The organism is Bosea beijingensis (genome assembly GCF_030758975.1).
In the GTDB taxonomy this organism is placed as follows: domain Bacteria; phylum Pseudomonadota; class Alphaproteobacteria; order Rhizobiales; family Beijerinckiaceae; genus Allobosea; species Allobosea beijingensis.
Map to the genome: position 1 here is coordinate 5,001,685 of NZ_CP132359.1, position 18,592 is coordinate 5,020,276.

Consider the following 18,592-nt stretch of genomic DNA (forward strand, 5'->3'; position numbering starts at 1 on the left):
GTCGCTGCCCAGCGTGCGTTCGCCCAGGTGAGAGGCCCGGCCCGCTTAGCGGCGCCGGGCTTTTCTTACGGTGGCCCAACTTTCCGAGCCGTTCGCCAGTCAAACTCAGGCGAGCGCAATCTGGAACTCGGGGCCTACGGCGCCTGGAGGGGCGCCAGCGTCCAATGTCATTCGAATTGCCCGCCAAGATTCTGCTCGCAACCCTTGCTCTCCACGGCCCGCTCAGCGCAATAGAGCAAGCCGCGATCGGGGCGTTCAGGTATCGCGCGCACAAGTTCAAAGGGGCGAGAAGGTCGTCCGGGGCTGTACTGGCCCGCAAGACAGCTGCTTTGTTCTGAAGGGCACCGCTAGCCGCGAGATGGTGCTGCCGCGAGGCGCTCGCCAAATGGTCGGCATCTACATTCGAGGGGATTTTGTCGACCTCCACGCCTACCTGCTGAACCAGCTTGAGCACGACGTCGTTGCGCTCACCGACGTAGCCGTCGCCTTCGTACCGCACCACGATATCACCGAGTCGATTCTCCATCCGAACATTAACCGATTGCTCTGGCGGCTCATCGCTGTCGACGCCGCAATCCAGCGAAACTGGCTGGCCTCAATGGCTCGGCGTCAGGCTCAATACCGGTTGGCCCATTTCCTGTGTGAGCAGCATGCGAGGATAAAGTCACAGGGGTTCGCGGACGATGTTTCCTTCGAACTGCCAATCTCGCAGGCCACGCTTGGCGATCTGCTGGGCCTGTCTGCGGTCCACATGAACCGTAGCCTCCAAGCGCTCCGCAAAACAGGGCTGGTCAACTGGCAAGGCCAGCACGTAACCCTCGCAAGAGAGCAGTTGGCCGAAATGTGCGGTTTCGAACCAAGCTATCTGAGTTTGAAACGACGGACCGGGTCAGACGTATAGGCGGCATGCCGCACTACTACTTCGACACAAAGGACCCGGACTTTTCGGTGGTCGACGAGGAGGGCATGGATCTTCCAAATGACCGCGCTGCCGCGGCCGAGGCCAAGCGCGGCCTAGGGGATATCGTGCGAGATATGAGCTACTCGGGCCGGGTTGGAAAAGTGACGGTCTCGGTCAGAAACGAGCTTGGCAGCATCGTCTTCTCGGCAGCCTGCACGATGGTTGCTTTGCAGGAAGCAGGTTAAGCGACCAACGTAAAGCTACGCATCGGAATTGAATCGCACGCACGGGTCCGCCGCTACGCCCAGACCACCAGTCTCACTGCCCGCTCCGACCGCCTTGCCCTCAACATATTTGAGCCGTGCAGCAGCAGTGTTTTGCAAGCCTTCCTCCTCCAGCCACGACAGAAATTCTTCGGGCTTGATCGTGACGATCTGGAGCGCCCTGCCGCGAGCGAGCCACGCGTTTATGACGTGCAACGCAGCGGCGTGCCAAACCTCGTAGTCGCCTGGCATTTCATCATGGTCATGGGCGAGTTCCCAGAGGCGCTGGTAGTCCTCGCGCTCATACCAGGGCAACGCAACCGTATAAGCCTCAACTGTGGGTTTCATCGCTCCTGCCCCAACCAAAGAACCGTGCTAATCGCACGCTCAAAGCGATGGGGGGATTAGGCGAAGGGTCGCCGCCCGAGTCAATAGCGGGGGCGGCCATTACGGCCTGATAGTGGATCTCGGCCTCTTTCGAAAACTCGATACGGGCACCGATGTTACGAGCCATTTTCTGGGCTGCCTCGTAGGCATTCCTGATGTCAGGAGACCGGCCATAGGCTTCGCCCGTCACATCACGGAACGCCCAACCGGCATCATAACGGCATACCGTTAGCACCTGCATGATGGAATTTTTCCGACTTAATGTCGCCAAACGATACAGACGCTCTATCTGTTCCGTGAGGTAGCAAATAGGCACCGGCGCGTCGAGTTAGTTCCGGTCGTCGGTATCGAAGGAAAGCGGCCGCGGTAGGTGACCTTTCCGCTCGCTTCCAAAGTCATGTCTGCGCGACTTCGCTTCTGTGTTAGCTCTACGCGCGAAGCGCTTTCGCGATCTCGCGCGGTCGGAAAGGCTTGCTTAGGAAGCGAGCGCCGTCGGGAAGCTGGCTCGTTGGAGGAAGCTCGTGTCCGGAAGCCACAACTAGGTGGACAGGCGGCCACCGGTCTCTCACAACATGAGCGAGACGGATTCCATCCATGGATCCCGGCATTTCGATATCGGTCAGAACCGCTGATCTGAGCCCCTGATCTTCCTCCAGATTTGAGTAGAGTCCGTCACTCACGGAGACGGACGATGCGGCGCTCACGATTCACGGAAGAGCAGATTATTGGGATGCTGAAGGAGCAGGAGGCCGGAGCTGCGACGGCGGATGTCTGCCGCAAGCATGGCATCTCCTCGGCGACCTTCTACAAGTTCAAGGCGAAGTATGGCGGGATGGACGTGTCTGATGCGCGCCGGCTGAAGACCCTCGAGGATGAGAACGCCCGCCTCAAGAAGCTGCTGGCCGAACAGATGCTCGACAACGCGATCCTGAAGGATGTCGCCGCAAAAAAATGGTGACGCCCGATGCGAAGCGGAAGGCGGTGGCTCATGCTTGCACGGTGCATGCAGTGAGCCAGCGTCGGGCGTGCCTGGCCTTGACGATCGACCGCTCGACGGTGCGCTACATGAGCACCCGGCCGGACGATGCCCTGTTGCGCGAGGCGATGAAGGCCGTGGCGGCGGAGCGCCGGCGGTTCGGCTATCGCAGGATCCACATCATGCTGGACCGCCAAGGCATCGTGATGAACCAGAAGAAGCTGCGACGGCTCTATCGCGAGGAGAAGTTGCAGGTGCGCCGGCGTGGCGGCCGCAAACGGGCACTGGGCACGCGCAGGCCTATGCTGGTGCCTGATCGGGCCAACGCACGCTGGAGCCTTGATTTTCTGTCCGACACGATCTCGGACGGTCGCCGCTTCAGGGTGCTCGCCATCGTCGACGACTATACGCGCGAGTGCCTGGCACTCGTCGCCGACACCTCACTCTCGGGCCTGCGCGTGGCTCGCGAACTGGATGGCGTCATTCGCCTGCGCGGTCGGCCGGGGACGATCGTCTCCGACAACGTCCTATGTCAGGAAGCAGCTTTGGGCTTTGGCCAACAGGTCTCATCGCGCCGGCAGATCGCCGACGTCGGCAGTAAGCTGATCCAGATGGTTTCCACCGTCAACGGGATCGCTCCCAGCCATAGCAAACACAGGATCCAGCGGCATTGATGCGGCCGTGGTCCTCACCGTCCTCAAGACGAGATACGCACCCAGGTGGAAGGCCCGAACATTATCTACAGGGTCGCCTCCGGCGCCCTCACGGCACTTGCAGAGAGGGGTCCTTCCACCTGGCATCCGACCGCTCCAGGAACGGCCGGTATTCTGTCCCCGTCTTGACGACGGCATGCGCCACCCGCGCCATCTTGGCGGTGAGCGCGGTCATCGCCTTGCGACGGCGATCGGCATCGTCCGCGTGGCCGGCAACATAGCGGCTGAGTTTGTCGCGGAAGCTGTTGTCACATTGGCGTGCGGCAACCTGCGCCGCCATCCAGAACGTTCGGCGCAGGCGGGCATTGCCGTACTTCGACAGCTTGGTCCGACCGCGGAATGTGCCGGATTGGCAGGTAGCGAGGTCGAGGCCGCAAAACTTCAGGAACTGGCGGTGGTGGCCGAACCGTCGCAAGTCTCCGGCCTCGGCAAGGATTGTCAGAGCGTTGATCGGCCCGATTCCCGGAATCCGCCGCAGCAACTGGTAATCGTGATGATCGGCCAGCGTAACCTGCGCGATCTCCTCGATCCGGTTGCGCTCCCGGATCAGGCCCCGCGCTTGGGCAATGATCATCCGGAACATCGTGATCGCGGTGCTCTCCTCCGGCACGGGCAATGCAATCGATGAGCAGGCCGTCTCGTAGATATCGTTGATCAGCCGCGCCTTGGAGACCTTGCGGCCGACCAGAGGCCAGGCCTCGGCCGAAAACGCTTCCCGCTCCAGTGCGGTGATACTGCCGGGGGTGGGGAAGCGCTCGATCAGCGCCAGGAACCAATCCGAGCGGCTATTGCCGGCGAAGCGGCCGATCTCCGGAAAGTACAGCGGCAGATAATGCGTCAGGATGCGGTGCCACGTCTGCGTCTTGGCCTTCGAGATCGTCTCGTGCGTCTTCGACAGCTCCTGGAGATCGTTGATGCCGGCGGCCAACGGGTCAACATAGGCCTGCGTCGCGCCGATCCGCAGCATGTGCAGGATGACCTGTGCGTCCTTGGGATCGTTCTTGTCCCAACCGTTGTGCAGCGCCTCCCGGGTTCGGGCCAGCGCGACCGAGGAGATCAGCCGCAGCTCGAAGCCTGCCGTCAGAAGCCGGTAAGCGAGCGTGCGATGATAGTTGCCGGTCGCCTCGAAGCCGACGAGGATCGGTCGTCCGATCGCGGAAAGCTCAGCAGCCAGGCGGTCGTAATCCGGCCTGGTCGCCAACACGGTCATCCGCCGGCGTCGACCGCCTTCAGGTCGTTCGATCAGGACCTCCTGACGGTGCTTGGACATGTCGATCGCTACCAGCACGGCGCCGGTGGGAGTAGAAAAGCGCTTGGTCATGGTCGGCCTCGCTCCAAAGTGTTGTCTCGACAACCTCACTTTAGAGACCTGCTGGTCGGCCATGACCGCCGTGACGGCACGCTGCGCTACGCAAGGCTTCGCGCGCCGTCAGCCAACGGTTGAGCCCCTTCCCAATGTGCTACGGCACCGAGTTCACCTCGATGGCGATCCTGCGCTGGTGCCAGGATACCGGCGTCGAATGGCACTACATCGCTCCCGGCAAGCCGACGCAGAATGCCTTCGTCGAGAGCTTCAACGGACGCTTCCGGGACGAGTGCCTCAACGACACGCTGTTCTCGACGCTCGTCGAGGCCCGCAGCGCCATCACCTCATGGAAGGAGGATTACAACCGGCACCGACCCCACTCGGCCCTCGGCAACCTCACGCCCGCCGAGTTCGCCCTCAAATCCATGCTGGAAAAACAGGCCGCCTGAGGCCAGAAATGAAACCCAGGACTCTCCCTCAGACCGGAGGAGAAAAGGGTCTCAGGTCACCGCATCAATACCAGAGCGGCTTTCAAGAACACGTATTGCCTCATCGGCGTTGCCCGCCTCTAGCACATCGAAACCCGCGTCTTCGAGGATGTCGATCACGTCTAATCGGATAAAGACGTCGTCTTCGACGACTAATACGCACGATTTCATAATCAGCCTCCGCCACTCCGGCCGTAACCGGGCAGCCGTCGGGCTGTTCCAGCATCGGATAGATTTGTTCGCGCTTGTTACGCCTTTTCGTCCGCCTTTCGTCGCGCAGCCGACGCTCGCTTGCAAAAATCGCGGCGAATGACCACCAGGTCGTTCTCATCGAGCTCCTCCAAATCCAGGAGCTCCTCGCGGGCGCCGTCAAGTCGGATAATAAGCTCGTCGAGCTTGATCTGCATGGCCGCAGTATCGCGGTTCTGGCTGTTTTGAATGATGAATACCATCAGGAAGGTGATAATTGTCGTAGAGGTGTTGATCACGAGCTGCCAGGTATCATTGAAGCCGAAGACCGGACCCGAGGCGGCCCAGACAACGATTATCGCGACAGCCACGAAAAACGTGATGGGCTTCCCCGTCCAGCTTGCAACGGCTTGCGCCATACGAGTGAACAACGACGTTTTGTTGGACTTGTGGATGATGGGATCGCTGCTCGACATGATGCACCTCGCTCCCGGCCCCTGTGGCTGGCCGGCGGCATTATGAACCGCTTCGGTGCTGTGGAGTTCCGAGAAGAAGAAGCGGGGAACACACCCATGAAATGGTTCAATGACCTCTCGACTGGCTGCGCCCGTTTTGCCGGCCGGCCAGCGATGCTGCTCATCGCGGCCGGGCTATCCGTCTTGGGCCTTGTAGCGTTTCTCTCCGGTAGCGATCACTTTCTCGGAGGCGCGAGCCTTGCGATCAGCACGGTGACGCTGCTGTTGTTACCCATTCTTCAAGCCACGCAGAACCGCGATGGAGCCGCCCTTCAAGCTAAGATCGACGAATTGATCCTGGTCCACGAGCAGGCCCGGAACTCACTGATCGGAGTGGAAGAGCGTAGCGACGAGGAGATCGAACAAGTCCGGCGAACCGAAGGCAATCGCGCTCATGACGAGCCGCGCCCCGGAAGCTAGACCCCGCATTCCATCTATCGGCGTTGCCGGTACGACCATCGGGTATTTCCGCTTCAAAAGCGCTTCGGAACGCTGGATCAGTGGTGGGGTCGGAAACGAAGATACCCATGACACAATGAACCCGCGCCGCGTTCTCATCGTTGGTGGCAGCTCAGGCATGGGGCTCGCGCTAGCGCATCGGCAGCTGGCTGCCGGAAACCAGATACTGATCGTGGGACGGGACAGGGGCCGGTTAGATCAAGCGCGGCGCGATTTGGGAGAGTCCCCTTTTTTCTCTCCAGCCGCGCGGCGGACATTCTGAGCGCGAAATGACGGAGCTGCTCGAAAGCAGCGATGCGTTTGGTCACATCGTTTGCACGGCCGCGGATTTCACTGGCGCCTACGAGCTGCTTCCAAGCCTTGATCTCGAAGCCACTCGGCGTGCCATCGAAAGTAAGGTCATAGGTCCAATCCTGCTTGCAAAGTATGGCGCTCCCAAGCTGACGTCAGGCGGATCGCTGACGTTCACGTCCGGAATTGCGGCCTACCGCCCGATGGCACGGGGAACCGTTGTCGCCACCATCAATGCCGCGCTCGAAGGCCTCGTCCGGGCGCTTGCCGTCGAGCTGGCCCCAAGACGGGTTAATGCAGTTTCGCCGGGTTGGGTCGATACGCCTATATGGCAGGCGGTCGCGGGCGAGAAGAAGGCGGAGATTCTCGCCGGAATGGCCAACCGCTTGCCGGTCGGCCGTGTCGGCACACCGGATGATATAGCTGACGCTATTAAGCGAGCTCTCTGCGCCCGTCGAGAACCTTGAATGTTACGAAGTGTAGTGCGCGCGGCTATGGAAGGCTGATGCGCAGTGATGCGCAGCGCGTGCTCCTGCACCAGACAAAAAAGAGACCCCGGCGCGGCGCACCGGAGTTTCCCATTTTCCAGGCCGGGCGATCCGCTCAGTCGAGCAGGTCGGCCGGGACCTTCCCGCCGTTCTCCGAGAGCTTCTTGATGACCGCCTTGTGGAGCCAGAGGTTCATCGTCGCGGAGTCGTTGGTGTCCCCGGTGTAGCCGAGCTCCTGCGCCAGTTCCTTGCGCGCAGTGAGGCTGCTGTCGATCTTAAGCGCCTTGAGCAGGTCGACGATGGACGTCTTCCAGTTCAGCTGCTGGCCGCTGTCCTTCACGGCCTTGTCCAGGATAGGCGCGACGTCGACCTGCTGCATCGCCGACCACATCGGCGCTGGACCGGCACCCGTCGCCGATTCGCCGGCGGCAGTGCCCGCCGGTGTGGCCGCAGGAGAGGTCGAGGTGGACGAAGGCGAGGCAACGGCGCCTGGAACGGGAGTCGCCGTCGGAGCAGCCACCGTGTCGGCCTTGGCCTCGCCGAAGATGGCTTTCTTGATGCTGTCGAAGATGCCCACTATCAGGCTGCCTTCTTCGTCGCGGCGGCGTTGACCGCCTTGCCGAGCGAGGACAGCGTCTTGTCCGTCTTCTCTTCCTCGGCGAGGGTCTCGGCCAGGAGCTTGGAGGCGTCCTTGAGGCCAAGCTGGTCGGCCCAGGCCTTGAGCGTCCCGTAGCGGGAGATCTCGTAGTGCTCGACAGCCTGCGCGGCGGCGGTGAGGCCGGCGTCCAGCGCGGGGCTGTCGGCGTACTCCTCCATGATCTCCTTGCCTTCCTCGATGATGCCGAGGATGGCGTCGCAGGTCTTGCCGCGCGGGGCCTTTCCCAGGATCTCGAAGACGTCGGTGAGACGCTCGATCTGGCCTTCCGTCTCGGTGCGGTGCAGTTCGAACGCCTGCTTCAGCTCGGGCGACTTGGCCGCCTTGACCATCTTCGGCAGCGTCTTCAGGATTTGCTTCTCGGCGTAGTAGACGTCCTTGAGGGTATCGTGGAACAGGTCTTCGAGCGCCTTGGGTTCGGTGGCCATGTGGTCCTCCAGGGTAAGAGTGGAATGGCCTTTCAACCTGCTATCCTCCGCGCGGTTCCTCACGGCGCCGCGATCAATTCTGCGGCTGCGTCAGAAGCTGGTCGGGAGCGTTCATCAGCGTCGAGACAGCGGTGACGATCTGAGCAAACGCGTAGGGCTTTGGGATCATGACGCTGTTGGGCACACCTTGCACCGCCCAGTCGCCTGCGCTGTCACCGCTGACGTAGACGACCGGCATCGTCGGAACGGCTTCGCGGGCGTGGCGGGCGACATCCCAGCCCGTCGGTCCGTTCCCGAGCCGGATGTCGGTCAGCACGGCCCGGACATCCGCGCTGCGCTCTCCATAGAGCCTCATCGCCGTCTTGGCGTCGTGAGCGGAGAGAACCTGGAATCCTGCGTCTTCGAGCGCGGTTTCCAGTTCCATGAGGATGAGGGGCTCGTCCTCGACAACGAGTAACAACGCGGCTGCTGACATCTACGCAATTCCCAAGGTCTAACGGTCGCAAACTACGAGGGAATGGAATGGTTCCCGCTAATGCGCTGCAACTCGGCGGACCGAATTTTCGCGCCAGCGGATCGGTTCGCGATGCGGAGGGAGCGACAAGGCGCGGAACATATCGAGGACTCCTGCCGTTTTGGACGGCACCGCGGCGCGACCGCCCGACGACAGGAGACCTACCAATGAAGAAGCTGCTCATCGCCACCTTGATCGGCTCCGCGACCTCGTTCAGTGCCATGGCGCAGACGTCGACGACCTCCCCGATGCCCGCTCCGAAGGCCGACGCGGACAAGAACGCCCCGCTCCCGGGAGCCAACAGCTTCACCGAAGGCCAGGCCAAGAGCCGGCTGGAAGCCAACGGCTATTCCAACGTCGGCGCCCTGAAGAAGGACGACAACGGCGTCTGGAAGGGCAAGGCTACGCACTCGGGCAAGGAGGTCAACGTCTCCGTCGACTACCGCGGCAACATCACCCGCAACTGATCCGTGCCGCTTGCACCCCTCAAACTGGAGAACGAAATGACCCGTACCATCACCCGCTCCTACGACAGCTACTCCACCGCCCGCTCCGTCGTCGAGCGGCTTGAGGCCGCCGGCGTTTCGAGCAGCGACATCAGCGTCGTCGGCCGCGACGGCGACACCAGCGAGACCAACGCGTCCGAAGGTGCCGGAATCGGCGCGGGCGTCGGCGGCGCCGCCGGTCTGCTCGCCGGCCTTGGAATGCTCGCCATACCCGGCATCGGCCCGGTCGTCGCCGCGGGCTGGCTTGCCTCGACCGCCGCGGGCGCCGTTGCCGGTGCCGCTGCCGGCGGCCTGGTTGGCTCCTTCGTGAAAGAAGGCCACGACGAGGACGAGGCCAACTACTATGCCGAGACGGTTCGCCGCGGCGGCTCGGTGGTCTCCGTCCGCACCGCTCCCGAGCACGAGGCCACTGTCCAGGCGATCCTCGACGGCGCGACGCCGATCGATCGCACCACCCGTGAAGCCGATTATCGCGCCGGCGGCTGGTCCCGCTTCGATGAGAACGCGGATCCGTACGTCCGCGACGCCACCGCTACCGGGCGCGTGCCGCCGTCGTCGGTCATCTGACCGCACCGCATTGCGAACGACGGCCTCGGGGAACCGGGGCCGTTTTCTTGTACGCCGCCGATGAGCGCTCTCCCTGCTTCAGTACCATTCCGTACCCTTCACGCGGACTTTGGAGCCAGAGCTGCGCGGGGTCCGTTAGTCCGCCGAGACGATCAGCGTCTCCGTCTCATCTAAAGGAGCGGACTATGGCAAATCAAAGCGGTTCCCACGGAAGCCAGAGCGGCAGCGGCCAGCGTGGCGGCTCTCATGAGCAGCATGTGAAGGCAGGCGAGCAGAGCCATAAGAACGATGGCAGCTCGAAGACTCAAGGCGGCTCGGGCGACAGCCAGGTCGGCGGCCAGCGTGGCGGGTCCCATGAGCAGCACGTGAAGGCTGGCCAGCAGAGCCACAAGAACGACAAGTAAGGCAAGGCTCGCCTCGGCTCTCAGGAGCCGAGGCGTCCTCCCTTCGTTTCTCAGATTCCCGGCCCGGTTGACTGGCGTCCAGTATAGCCCTGGACGCCATCTTCAATGTCGCAGACCCTACCCTGCCGGTCGCATCGCTGCTGGACTGCCGTATCGCGATCTTCGAGGACCAGCTCGACTGCTGAAGCGAGCGCGCAGAGGCTACCGGCGGGCCTGAGCAGCCGGATAACGAGCCCACGCTCCGGACCGCGACGGCGGCGGGATGCTGATCGTGAACGCACTGTCGGCAGCTCCGCTTCGGTGCCAGCCTCCAGCTTGACCTCGGCGACGGCCTTCTCGGCCGCGTCGCCGTTGCCCCATCTGCCCTTCGTGCCCGACATGTGTCGTCTCCGTCCACCGCTTCGACTTGAACCGATGTCGATTCTCCGAGCCGAGAATCTGAGAAACGAACGCCACCTCTAGAGAGCGTGGATGTCATCCATGGAAGCCCGGAACTCCGCCACGAAGCCGGTCGGCGGATAGCTCTTCTCGACGCCGCCCTTGCCGACGAGACCGAGCCGGATCAAGCGTGTCCCGAAGCTGCGCGACTTCGGCTCCTCGATCGTCGGTCCGTCGCGCTCCTCCCAATTCATCACCATCATCGGCTCGTCGCCTTCCTCGATTCGCCAGGTTAGCGTCACGCAGCCCTCCGGCACCGACAGCGAGCCGTACTTGGCGGCGTTGGTGGCCAGTTCGTGCAGCAAGAGCGATATCGAGAGCGTCGCCTTGGGGCCCAAATCAATGTCCGGCCCGCTTGTCTCGATGCGGCCGCCGTAGCCATGGAGATCCAGCAGCAGACGAACGATCCGGCGCAGCGGCGCGGCGCTCCAGTTCTCCTTCATGAGCTGGTCACTCGCCGTTCCGAGCGCCGCGATCCGCTGGGTCAGCGCTTCCACGGCCTCTTGCTCGGTCACCCCACGCAGGGTTTGGTTCGCGATGGCTTGGACCATCGCGAGCGTATTTTTCATGCGGTGTAGGATCTCACGGTTGAGGATGTCCTGCTGCGCCTGCGCCTCGTCACGCTCGCGCACGGTCCGGCGCAGCTCCAGTTGCCGCATGACCTGCCGGGCTAGCACCCGGAGCGTTTTCTCCTGCATCGCGGTGAGAGGGCGCGGCTTGTAGTCGAGCACGCATACGGTGCCGATCGGATAGCCGTCGCGGGATTTCAACAGGGCCCCGGCATAGAAGCGCAGGCCGGGTTCGCCCGTAACGAGCGGGTTGCAGTCGAAGCGGGGGTCCTTGGTCGCGTCGGGGACGACGAGGAAATCCTCTTCGAGGATGGCCTTCGCGCAGAAAGAGGAATCGAGCGGCGTCTCGCGCACGCCGAGGCCGACCTCGGCCTTGAAGAATTGGCGGCCCTCAGCGATCAGGTTCACGACCGCGATCGGCGTCTCGCAAATCTCCGAGGCGAGCTCCGCGACTTCGTCGAAGTCGCGCTCAGACGGCGTATCGAGCACGTCGTAGTCGGCCAGCGCGGCAAGCCGTCTCAACTCACGAGCTTCGTAGTTCAATTCAACGTCGTGCCCCATGTCCATAAGCGTAGCAGTAACACGCTGCCCGCGACGCGACGACATCGAAAGACAGGCGGCGGGAACAGGCGGGCGGCCGTTGCCGTTCCGGGTTCGAGGGGGGCCAACGGGACGACGAACGATGCCTAACTACAAGATCACGACCGAAAGCGATCACGGCCGCGACGATTCCGACGAGCGAATCGAGTTTCCCGACGCCAAGGCGGCCGCCGACGACGCTCAGATTGCGCTGACGGAGATGGCGCGCGACCGGATGCCGAACGGCGAGCGCGCGCGGTTCGGCGTGGAAATCGAGGACGAGAAGGGAAAGCGGATTTACCGCGCTTCGCTCGATTTCAAGGCCGAGGCCGGCGAAGAGGTGGAACGCGACGCCAAGGCTCGCGAGCAGAAGAAGCGCGAGAGTAGCTAACTCTCGTTAGCTACCGATACGGAGCGCAGCGAGAGCGCCAGCGTCTCGATTGGCTTCCATCGGGCAGCACGGTCAGCACCAGCCTGCATAGCGGCGGCTCAGGAGCCCGTCCCACCGTCCACCCGCCGGCGGCAGGCCGTCCAGGATCTCTCCAGCGATTTCGTCCGCTGCGCGCAGCGTCTTGCCGTCGAGCAGGCCGCGGACAGCGTTGAAGTGGTCGACCCCGTCCGATTCCGCTCACTTCACGCTCCCGCAGCGCGGCCAATTTCTGGCGGCAGTTGTCGCCGGCGTCGGCCAGGTCGATTAAGTAGAGGGCCAGGGCGCGCTGCGTACGGATCGCCGGCGGCGTCGGCTCGTCTCGGTTAACAGCAGGAAGGGGACGGTCGACCGGCGACTTCGATCGCCGGCGGAGATTTCGCCTAACCTCGTCTTTGGAGGTCGATGATCCTATGAGCGCTTTCCGCTTCTACGCACACGGTGTTTCGGCCAGCCGCTTTGGCGCGATAAAGCGCGCGATCGGCGGTCTCGTGTCGCATCGAGGCGGTCGAGTGTTGAACGCCGACCCCGATGCTGACCGTGACATTGGTGGCTTGGATTAAGTCCTCGAAATTCGCGTCTGCAACGTCCGTGCAGATTCTCTCCGCAAGCCTTACAGCCTCTGTTCTGTCGCCATCTCGTACCAGAACTGCGAATTCCTCACCTCCGATCCGGGCAGGCATCGCTGAGATCGACGCCACCGATCGCTCGATGATACTCGCCACTCGTTTCAGACAAGCATCCCCCACACCATGCCCAAAGCGGTCGTTCACGTCTTTGAAGCGATCCACATCGATCATCAGAACGCACGCGCTCTCGCCCGATGCGGCTAGCTCTGCGTCGAAAATTCGTCTGTTGGGAAGACCAGTCAAAGGATCTCGGCGGGCTAGATTATCGAGTTCTCGGATGGCGACCTTTAGGGTCTCTTGCGCCGCCAACAGGTCTCGATGCTCCCGCTTGGCTACGGTGATATCGGCATGGATGGTGTAGGCGTGGCCATCGTCAGTATGTTGCGTGATCACTCGGCGCCATCGGTCACCCGGAAGCTCAACCTCGAATGGCGCTCCATCATATCTCAGTCGGTTTCGTATGGTGGCAAGCGAGGTAGCCTGGGCCGCCCCCATGGCCCAAGCCTCCGCTATAATTTTTTCGAGCGGCAAACCCACGATTCCTCGGTCTCGTGGAACATCGTATAATTCTCGAAATCGGGCGTTCGCTGCTAGGATGCCACCGTCTTCGCGGGCAACGCATGCTCCGTCTGCTATATTGTCCAAAGCATCGAACGGCGGCATCGCATTTGATCGGACCTCTGCGGACAACGCGCCGACTTGTTTCCAGACCCGGACGCGGCCACCGCCGGGTAGCGGTAAGGAGGATGCTCTCAGTTTCCGACCTCTATGGGTGAATTCGAAGGGCATCATCTGCTGCCGATGGCGAGTTAGCCCCTCTGCGATGTAACGCCCGATATGCGGAATTTCATCGTCAGGGAGTCTGCACTCGTAAAAGCGCCGGAGGTTCTCCGCGTACGGCTCTCCTACATGGACCTTCCCGGTATGCTCCGGGAAGAAGGCCAGAAAAGTCGCATTCCAGGCAAGAGCACAAAGGTGCTCGTCGAACTCGCTGTACGCGACCTCGATGGTATCAAGCAGTTCGCCGAGGGTCGAACGGAGCATCGCCGTTTCGATAGGGACAAGCGATTAACCCATCGTAAAGGGGAGGCCGTATCGCTGCTCTTAGCAGCGGCAATGTCGGATCAACAGCGCCCTGGCGGAACCCAAAACGCGGGATCGGGTTCGATCGACGATGCAATCGTCTGAAGTCGAGTGCACCGCGGTCGGGATCGACGGCATGAACAAGCACCTTCCGACGCTTGGTGAGGGAACCGTCCACATTTGCGTGGATATGCAAAAGATATTCGACACGGACGGGCTCTGGGCAACCCCATGGATGCCGCGAGTTCTACCTCGATGCGTAGCCCTCACCGAGCATCGGCCAGACGCAACAATATTCACGCGGTTCGTCACTCCTATTACCGCCGATGCCGCCCATGGCGCCTGGCAAGATTTCTATAGGCGGTGGCCGCAGACCACTCGCGAACGGCTGGATCCTTCGATGATCAACATCGTTCCGGCGCTCGCGCGGTTTGCGCCACCTGCACCTGTATTCGACAAACCTGTCTACTCAGCGTTCGCGGGAACCAAACTGCCCGCATTTTTGGCCGAACGCCGCGTGGACACGCTGGTCCTGTCAGGAGCCGAAACCGACGTTTGCGTGCTCTCCACGGCGCTCGGAGCCGTCGACCACGGGTATCGAGTCATAGTCGCCTCCGACGCGGTGTGCAGCTTTTCAGACGTCGGTCACGACAATCTGCTTTCGCTGTTCAGGGAGCGCTTCAGCCAGCAGATTGTAACGGCGACTGTCGATGAGATCATCGACAGGTGGCAAGCGTAACGTTTGCACGCCCCCTCGCTGTCTTGGAGGTCCCACCTCGTACGAGCCCGCCTCTAACCGCCCCACAGCGTTTCCTAGCTTCTTGCTGGCTGTCCGCTCAACAAACTCAACGCTTCGCCAGCTGTTTGCTATCGGACGACCGATGTCTCCTGCGAATGCATTGTCGCTGCGTTGGCGCTCGATATGGAACCCCATCCTTTCGGGGATGTTTGTCGGCAGGCGGGGTTATCCGGAGAACAACGATGAAAGCTCTGTGCTGGCACGGAAAAGGCGACATTCGTTGCGAGACCGTCCCCGACCCGCAAATCCAGGATGGCGGCGATGTCGTTATTAAGGTGACATCCTGCGCTATCTGCGGCTCTGACCTCCATGTCTACGACGGCTACACACCGACCATGGAAGCCGGCGATGTGTTGGGTCACGAGACAATGGGAGAGGTCGTCGAGGTCGGGCGGGACGTTCGAAATCTGAAGGTTGGCGATCGGGTCGTCGTCCCCTTCAACATCGCCTGCGGCGAATGCTTCTTCTGCAAGAAGCAGCTTTTCTCGCTGTGTGACCGTTCCAATCCCAATGCCGACCAGGCGAAGAAGGCGATGGGCCAGTCACCCTCCGGCCTGTTCGGCTACTCTCACATGCTCGGAGGCTTTCCCGGCGGGCAGGCGGAGTACCTGCGCGTACCCTATGCGGATGTCGGTCCCATAAAGGTCCCGGACGGGATCCCGGATGAGCAGGTCCTGTTTCTCTCGGACATCTTCCCGACCGGCTACATGGCGGCGGAGAACGCCGAGATCGAAGACGGCGACACGGTCGCCATCTGGGGTTGCGGGCCCGTTGGCCAGTTCGCGATCCAGTCAGCCTGGATGTTCGGCGCCGGGCGGGTGATTGCGATCGACAACGTGCCTGAGCGACTTGCGCTCGCGGCCAGCAGCGGCCGTGTTGAAACCATCAATTTCGATGACGGCCCGGTCTACGACAGATTGATGGAGATGACGGGCGGCCGCGGGCCCGATCGCTGCATCGATGCGGTCGGAGCCGAAGCCCATGGCAGCGGCTCGTTCGACGCCGTCATCGATAAGATCAAGGCTGCGACCTACCTCGCGACGGATCGTCCCCATGCGCTCCGCGAGGCGATCATGTGCTGCCGCAAAGGCGGGACGATCTCTATGCCCGGCGTTTATTTCGGCTATCTCGACAAGATCCCGATGGGTGCCTTCATGAACAAGGGCCTGACGCTCAAGACGGGCCAGACGCATACCCACCGCTACCTGGCTCCGCTCCTCGAAAAGGTCACTTCCGGGGAGATCGATCCATCTTTCGTGATCACGCACACGGCAGGCCTCGAGGATGGCCCGGGCCTCTATCAGACGTTCCGGGACAAGGAGGACGGCTGCATCAAGGTCGTGCTCAAGCCCTAAGGAGGCAGCCTTGGAAACTCTTCAGCAAAAACTCGCCGTCGTAACCGGGGCATCGAGCGGTATCGGCTTCGAACTCGCCAAGCTCGCAATTGCCGACGGGTTCGACCTGATCATCCCTGCGGATGAAACCGATATCCACGATGCTGCCGAGCATCTCCGTGCGAAAGGGGGCATGGTCGTCTCGCTCGTAGCCGACCTTTCCGGAGAGGAAGGCGTTGGCGAGCTTTGTGCGGCGATCGCGGACGCGGGCCAGCCGGTCGATGTTCTGTTCGCCAACGCGGGGCGCGGGCTTGGGCACGGCTTCCTCGACCAGGATGATGCCGAATGGCTTCGCGTCATCGACACCAATATCGTCGGGACGCTTCAGCTCATCAAGAAGATCGGCCGCGACATGCGCGATCGAGGCCAGGGGAGGATCCTGATCACGGGATCGATCGCCGGGTTCATGCCGGGGACATTCCAGGCCGTCTATAATGGGACGAAGGCCTTCATCGACTCGTTCTCCTTCGCCTTGCGGGAAGAGCTTCGGGAGACAGGCGTAACGATCACGTGTTTGATGCCAGGCGCGACAGAAACTCGTTTCTTTGAGCGTGCCGGGCTTCTCGACACAAAGATCGGCCAGGACGAAAAGGACGATCCCGCCGACGTCGCGAAGGCCGGTTATCAGGCGATGCTCGATGGAGAAGGCGATGTCGTGAGCGGTTGGAAGACAAGCTCCAGTCATCGATCGCGAACGTCACGCCCTCCGCTGTTCTGGCGCAGCAGCATCGCAAGATGGCCGAACCCGGATCAGGCGACCGATAAACGGATCACGTGGAGGCTTTCCCTCCAACCGCGGAACCGAAAGGCGCGGTGCTATGTTCTCATTCGCCAAAAGGAGATTTGCCATGCCCAAGCCCGAGGACGATACGGCCGGCCAACCGAGGCGCGCTACTGACAGTCGGCCGCGCCCAAGCTCGGGAACCCCGCAGGGAAAGCCCGACGACTCGTCAGGGGCGTCTCGGCCGTCGGCGGCCGGTGACCGAAAGCCTTCTGCGTCTTGGAGCCCCATCGACCCGAGCCGCCCAGTCAAGAAGCCCGAGGAGGCTCCGTGAACGAACTGGTCGGACGGTGCAACTGCCGGGCCGTGCGCTATCGCATCACGGGCGCTCCGCTCAGGACAGGTATCATTGCCAAACATGCCGGCGTGAGACCGGGTCTGCGTTCATGGCCTTCGCTGTCTGGCCGCGGGACGCGGTTAAGGTGGAAGGCGAAACGCTGCAATGGACGAGTTCGACCGATCATCGGGCATTTTGCCCGAGCTGTGGATTCACACTCTTCGCGACAAGCGACGATAGCAACGAAATCGAGATTCGGATCGGCTCGCTCGACAATGCCCCGAGCATGCTTTCTCCCCAGTACGAACTGTGGGTGCCCCGGCGAGAACATTGATTATCCCCGCTGCCTGGAACGAAACAATTCGTAGGCAATCGGGATGCCGCAGAGATTAGAGCGCGAGACAGACGCTTTCATCACCGAGATGGTGCAAGGCCAAAGCCACTGCAGCTGCGACAGCCAGCTGATTGAGCGCAGGCGACGCCAGGTTTCCAAACTCACAGCGAAATGCTCGGCTCTCTCCGCGCTTTCCCGATCTCAAATAGTTCCTCGCCTTTTGGGAGGCCAAGCTTGACGGCAAGCTGGTCCGCATCACCGCCGCTCACAAAGACCTGATTAACCCGGCCAACCTTAACACGGTCAGCGGCGAGTTCCGGCCCCAGTGACGTCGACGCTTCGGAGGCCTTGATCCGAAGAGAGATGTGCTCGGATTGTTGTCGCAGAAGAGCTGACGGCGCCGCCTCTTGTCCTCATCAAGCGCGCGGACTTGCCGCTTACGCCAGCTGCCACCTATCTCCTCGATCTAATGCGGCGTGCGCAATCGCGGTTAGCGCTCTGACTAGATCGGATCGCTTGCCCTCCAACCTCACAGACAGATCGAACTTTGTCCCTTCAGCTTCGTTCACGCTCCATCCAAGGTGAATGATATGAAGCATCTGCGCCTTTCAGCTCCCACCATTGATCGCCAAGTAGCCAGGTTCATAGCGAAAAACAGATCCCGACGGTTCGAAAGACCGTTGCAATGGCTGACCCTCGGAGCGGATGAGCGCCTGCTTCTTCCGGCCGCATCGCTCTATTGGCTGCTTTCGAGCGGCGGCGGAGGGGCCAGGGCCCGCCGGGCCAACCACATTCTCCTGACGATGGCGACGACGGCGATCCTGCCTCATCTCCTGAAGGGAATCGTCGATCAGGAGCGACCGGACCGCCGCGAAATCCACGGGGATCGCCATGGCGTTCCGCGCTCCGGAAAGGCATACGATGCATTTGCGTCGGGACATGCGGTCCACATGGGAGCCCTCGCTTCCGCGCTCTCCCGGCTGGCCCGCGTCACCGGGTTCTAATCTGGGGGCTGACGACGTCCCTCGCGATGACCCGGGTTGTCCTGCTGGCTCACTGGCTCAGTGACGTCGTGGTGGGGGAGACCCTCGGGATCGCGATCGAGAACCTCCTGCGCGCCATCGATCGATCGCCGGAGGCGTAGGGCGTCATGGCGCTCGCGGATCGGACGAAGACCGCCCTCGATGAATCCCGCATGTTGATGCTGGGTGCGCAGGTTCTTCTCGGCTTCC

The 18,592-nt window shown here is 62.1% G+C and carries 22 protein-coding genes and 5 pseudogenes; 17 read left to right on the top strand and 10 right to left on the bottom strand.

The features are described 5' to 3' along the window. The first annotated feature begins 70 nt into the window (after positions 1 to 70). Both Q9235_RS23980 and Q9235_RS23985 read left to right on the top strand, forming a co-directional pair. The gene (locus tag Q9235_RS23980) at positions 71 to 901 is read left to right on the top strand and encodes a Crp/Fnr family transcriptional regulator (RefSeq protein WP_306224314.1); all 831 of its coding nucleotides are present in this window, start codon (positions 71 to 73) and stop codon (positions 899 to 901) included. A 5-nt stretch (positions 902 to 906) separates the two neighbouring features. Then, entirely contained in the window at positions 907 to 1,146 is a 240-nt protein-coding gene (locus Q9235_RS23985; protein WP_306224315.1) for a DUF6894 family protein, read from the top strand. Between the two features lie 15 nt (positions 1,147 to 1,161). On the opposite strand, the gene Q9235_RS23990 is transcribed toward Q9235_RS23985, so the two are convergent. Both Q9235_RS23990 and Q9235_RS23995 read right to left on the bottom strand, forming a co-directional pair. Further along, positions 1,162 to 1,512 carry a hypothetical protein gene (locus Q9235_RS23990; RefSeq protein WP_306224316.1) on the bottom strand — a complete coding sequence of 117 codons (351 nt, stop codon included), beginning with the start codon at positions 1,510 to 1,512 and terminating at the stop codon, positions 1,162 to 1,164. Further along, positions 1,496 to 1,792 (bottom strand): hypothetical protein, encoded by a 297-nt coding sequence (locus tag Q9235_RS23995; protein ID WP_306224317.1) that lies wholly within the window; start codon positions 1,790 to 1,792, stop codon positions 1,496 to 1,498. Before Q9235_RS23995 ends, Q9235_RS23990 begins: the two co-directional genes overlap by 17 nt. Positions 1,793 to 2,242: 450 nt before the next feature. Here Q9235_RS23995 and Q9235_RS24005 point away from each other — a divergent pair. After that, positions 2,243 to 3,051, top strand: a pseudogene (locus Q9235_RS24005) (IS3 family transposase); the annotation flags it as partial. Between the two features lie 246 nt (positions 3,052 to 3,297). Here the strand turns inward: Q9235_RS24005 and Q9235_RS24010 are convergent. Next, a pseudogene (locus Q9235_RS24010) lies at positions 3,298 to 4,561 on the bottom strand (IS110 family RNA-guided transposase); the annotation flags it as partial. Between the two features lie 143 nt (positions 4,562 to 4,704). Here Q9235_RS24010 and Q9235_RS24015 point away from each other — a divergent pair. Further along, positions 4,705 to 4,995: pseudogene (locus Q9235_RS24015) on the top strand (integrase core domain-containing protein); the annotation flags it as partial. Positions 4,996 to 5,282: 287 nt separating this feature from the next. On the opposite strand, the gene Q9235_RS24020 reads toward Q9235_RS24015, so the two are convergent. Next, positions 5,283 to 5,699 carry a low affinity iron permease family protein gene (locus tag Q9235_RS24020; RefSeq protein WP_306224319.1) on the bottom strand — a complete coding sequence of 139 codons (417 nt, stop codon included), beginning with the start codon at positions 5,697 to 5,699 and terminating at the stop codon, positions 5,283 to 5,285. Between the two features lie 42 nt (positions 5,700 to 5,741). Here Q9235_RS24020 and Q9235_RS24025 point away from each other — a divergent pair, with 42 nt between their 5' ends. Together Q9235_RS24025 and Q9235_RS24030 are read left to right on the top strand one after the other, a co-directional pair. Next, positions 5,742 to 6,158: a low affinity iron permease family protein gene (locus tag Q9235_RS24025; RefSeq protein WP_306224320.1), complete on the top strand. Its 417-nt coding sequence runs from the start codon at positions 5,742 to 5,744 to the stop codon at positions 6,156 to 6,158. 115 nt (positions 6,159 to 6,273) lie between these two features. After that, a pseudogene (locus Q9235_RS24030) lies at positions 6,274 to 6,925 on the top strand (SDR family oxidoreductase); the annotation flags it as partial. A gap of 166 nt (positions 6,926 to 7,091) precedes the next feature. Here the strand turns inward: Q9235_RS24030 and Q9235_RS24035 are convergent. The 3 genes from Q9235_RS24035 to Q9235_RS24045 all read right to left on the bottom strand — a co-directional run bounded on the left by Q9235_RS24035 (position 7,092) and on the right by Q9235_RS24045 (position 8,534). Beyond that, positions 7,092 to 7,553 (bottom strand): DUF3597 domain-containing protein, encoded by a 462-nt coding sequence (locus tag Q9235_RS24035; RefSeq protein WP_306224321.1) that lies wholly within the window; start codon positions 7,551 to 7,553, stop codon positions 7,092 to 7,094. Positions 7,554 to 7,555: 2 nt separating this feature from the next. After that, positions 7,556 to 8,059 (bottom strand): YciE/YciF ferroxidase family protein, encoded by a 504-nt coding sequence (locus Q9235_RS24040; protein ID WP_306224322.1) that lies wholly within the window; start codon positions 8,057 to 8,059, stop codon positions 7,556 to 7,558. A gap of 73 nt (positions 8,060 to 8,132) precedes the next feature. After that, the gene (locus tag Q9235_RS24045) at positions 8,133 to 8,534 is read right to left on the bottom strand and encodes a response regulator (RefSeq protein ID WP_306224323.1); all 402 of its coding nucleotides are present in this window, start codon (positions 8,532 to 8,534) and stop codon (positions 8,133 to 8,135) included. 206 nt (positions 8,535 to 8,740) lie between these two features. Here Q9235_RS24045 and Q9235_RS24050 point away from each other — a divergent pair, with 206 nt between their 5' ends. From Q9235_RS24050 to Q9235_RS24060, 3 genes are all read left to right on the top strand, one after another. Further along, positions 8,741 to 9,040: a PepSY domain-containing protein gene (locus Q9235_RS24050; protein ID WP_306224324.1), complete on the top strand. Its 300-nt coding sequence runs from the start codon at positions 8,741 to 8,743 to the stop codon at positions 9,038 to 9,040. Positions 9,041 to 9,076: 36 nt separating this feature from the next. Further along, entirely contained in the window at positions 9,077 to 9,646 is a 570-nt protein-coding gene (locus tag Q9235_RS24055; RefSeq protein ID WP_306224325.1) for a general stress protein, read from the top strand. A gap of 185 nt (positions 9,647 to 9,831) precedes the next feature. Next, positions 9,832 to 10,050, top strand: coding sequence for a hypothetical protein (locus Q9235_RS24060; protein ID WP_306224326.1), 219 nt, complete (start codon positions 9,832 to 9,834; stop codon positions 10,048 to 10,050). A gap of 50 nt (positions 10,051 to 10,100) precedes the next feature. Here Q9235_RS24060 and Q9235_RS24065 read toward each other — a convergent pair whose 3' ends face one another. Continuing rightward, complete coding sequence (locus Q9235_RS24065) at positions 10,101 to 10,430, bottom strand: hypothetical protein (RefSeq protein ID WP_306224327.1); 330 nt, start codon at positions 10,428 to 10,430, stop codon at positions 10,101 to 10,103. 78 nt (positions 10,431 to 10,508) lie between these two features. Continuing rightward, positions 10,509 to 11,663, bottom strand: a complete 1,155-nt coding sequence (locus Q9235_RS24070) for a sensor histidine kinase (RefSeq protein WP_306224328.1) — start codon at positions 11,661 to 11,663, stop codon at positions 10,509 to 10,511. 34 nt (positions 11,664 to 11,697) lie between these two features. Between Q9235_RS24070 and Q9235_RS24075 the strand changes: the two genes are divergently transcribed. After that, positions 11,698 to 12,027 carry a DUF6894 family protein gene (locus tag Q9235_RS24075; protein ID WP_306224329.1) on the top strand — a complete coding sequence of 110 codons (330 nt, stop codon included), beginning with the start codon at positions 11,698 to 11,700 and terminating at the stop codon, positions 12,025 to 12,027. 419 nt (positions 12,028 to 12,446) lie between these two features. Here Q9235_RS24075 and Q9235_RS24080 read toward each other — a convergent pair whose 3' ends face one another. Then, complete coding sequence (locus tag Q9235_RS24080) at positions 12,447 to 13,736, bottom strand: GGDEF domain-containing protein (protein ID WP_306224330.1); 1,290 nt, start codon at positions 13,734 to 13,736, stop codon at positions 12,447 to 12,449. 229 nt (positions 13,737 to 13,965) lie between these two features. On the opposite strand from Q9235_RS24080, the gene Q9235_RS24085 reads away from it, so the two are divergent. From Q9235_RS24085 to Q9235_RS26920, 7 genes and pseudogenes are all read left to right on the top strand, one after another. Then, positions 13,966 to 14,514 carry a cysteine hydrolase family protein gene (locus Q9235_RS24085; protein ID WP_422678397.1) on the top strand — a complete coding sequence of 183 codons (549 nt, stop codon included), beginning with the start codon at positions 13,966 to 13,968 and terminating at the stop codon, positions 14,512 to 14,514. Between the two features lie 242 nt (positions 14,515 to 14,756). Beyond that, entirely contained in the window at positions 14,757 to 15,929 is a 1,173-nt protein-coding gene (locus tag Q9235_RS24090; protein ID WP_306224332.1) for a zinc-dependent alcohol dehydrogenase, read from the top strand. Between the two features lie 10 nt (positions 15,930 to 15,939). Continuing rightward, a pseudogene (locus Q9235_RS24095) lies at positions 15,940 to 16,733 on the top strand (SDR family NAD(P)-dependent oxidoreductase). Positions 16,734 to 17,135: 402 nt separating this feature from the next. Further along, entirely contained in the window at positions 17,136 to 17,360 is a 225-nt protein-coding gene (locus Q9235_RS24100) for a GFA family protein (RefSeq protein ID WP_306224333.1), read from the top strand. Positions 17,361 to 17,614: 254 nt separating this feature from the next. Beyond that, positions 17,615 to 17,689: a hypothetical protein gene (locus Q9235_RS24105; protein ID WP_422678398.1), complete on the top strand. Its 75-nt coding sequence runs from the start codon at positions 17,615 to 17,617 to the stop codon at positions 17,687 to 17,689. A 261-nt stretch (positions 17,690 to 17,950) separates the two neighbouring features. Beyond that, positions 17,951 to 18,364 (top strand): phosphatase PAP2 family protein, encoded by a 414-nt coding sequence (locus tag Q9235_RS24110; RefSeq protein WP_306224334.1) that lies wholly within the window; start codon positions 17,951 to 17,953, stop codon positions 18,362 to 18,364. Positions 18,365 to 18,390: 26 nt separating this feature from the next. Beyond that, entirely contained in the window at positions 18,391 to 18,504 is a 114-nt protein-coding gene (locus Q9235_RS26920; protein WP_422678234.1) for a phosphatase PAP2 family protein, read from the top strand. Positions 18,505 to 18,592: the final 88 nt, after the last annotated feature.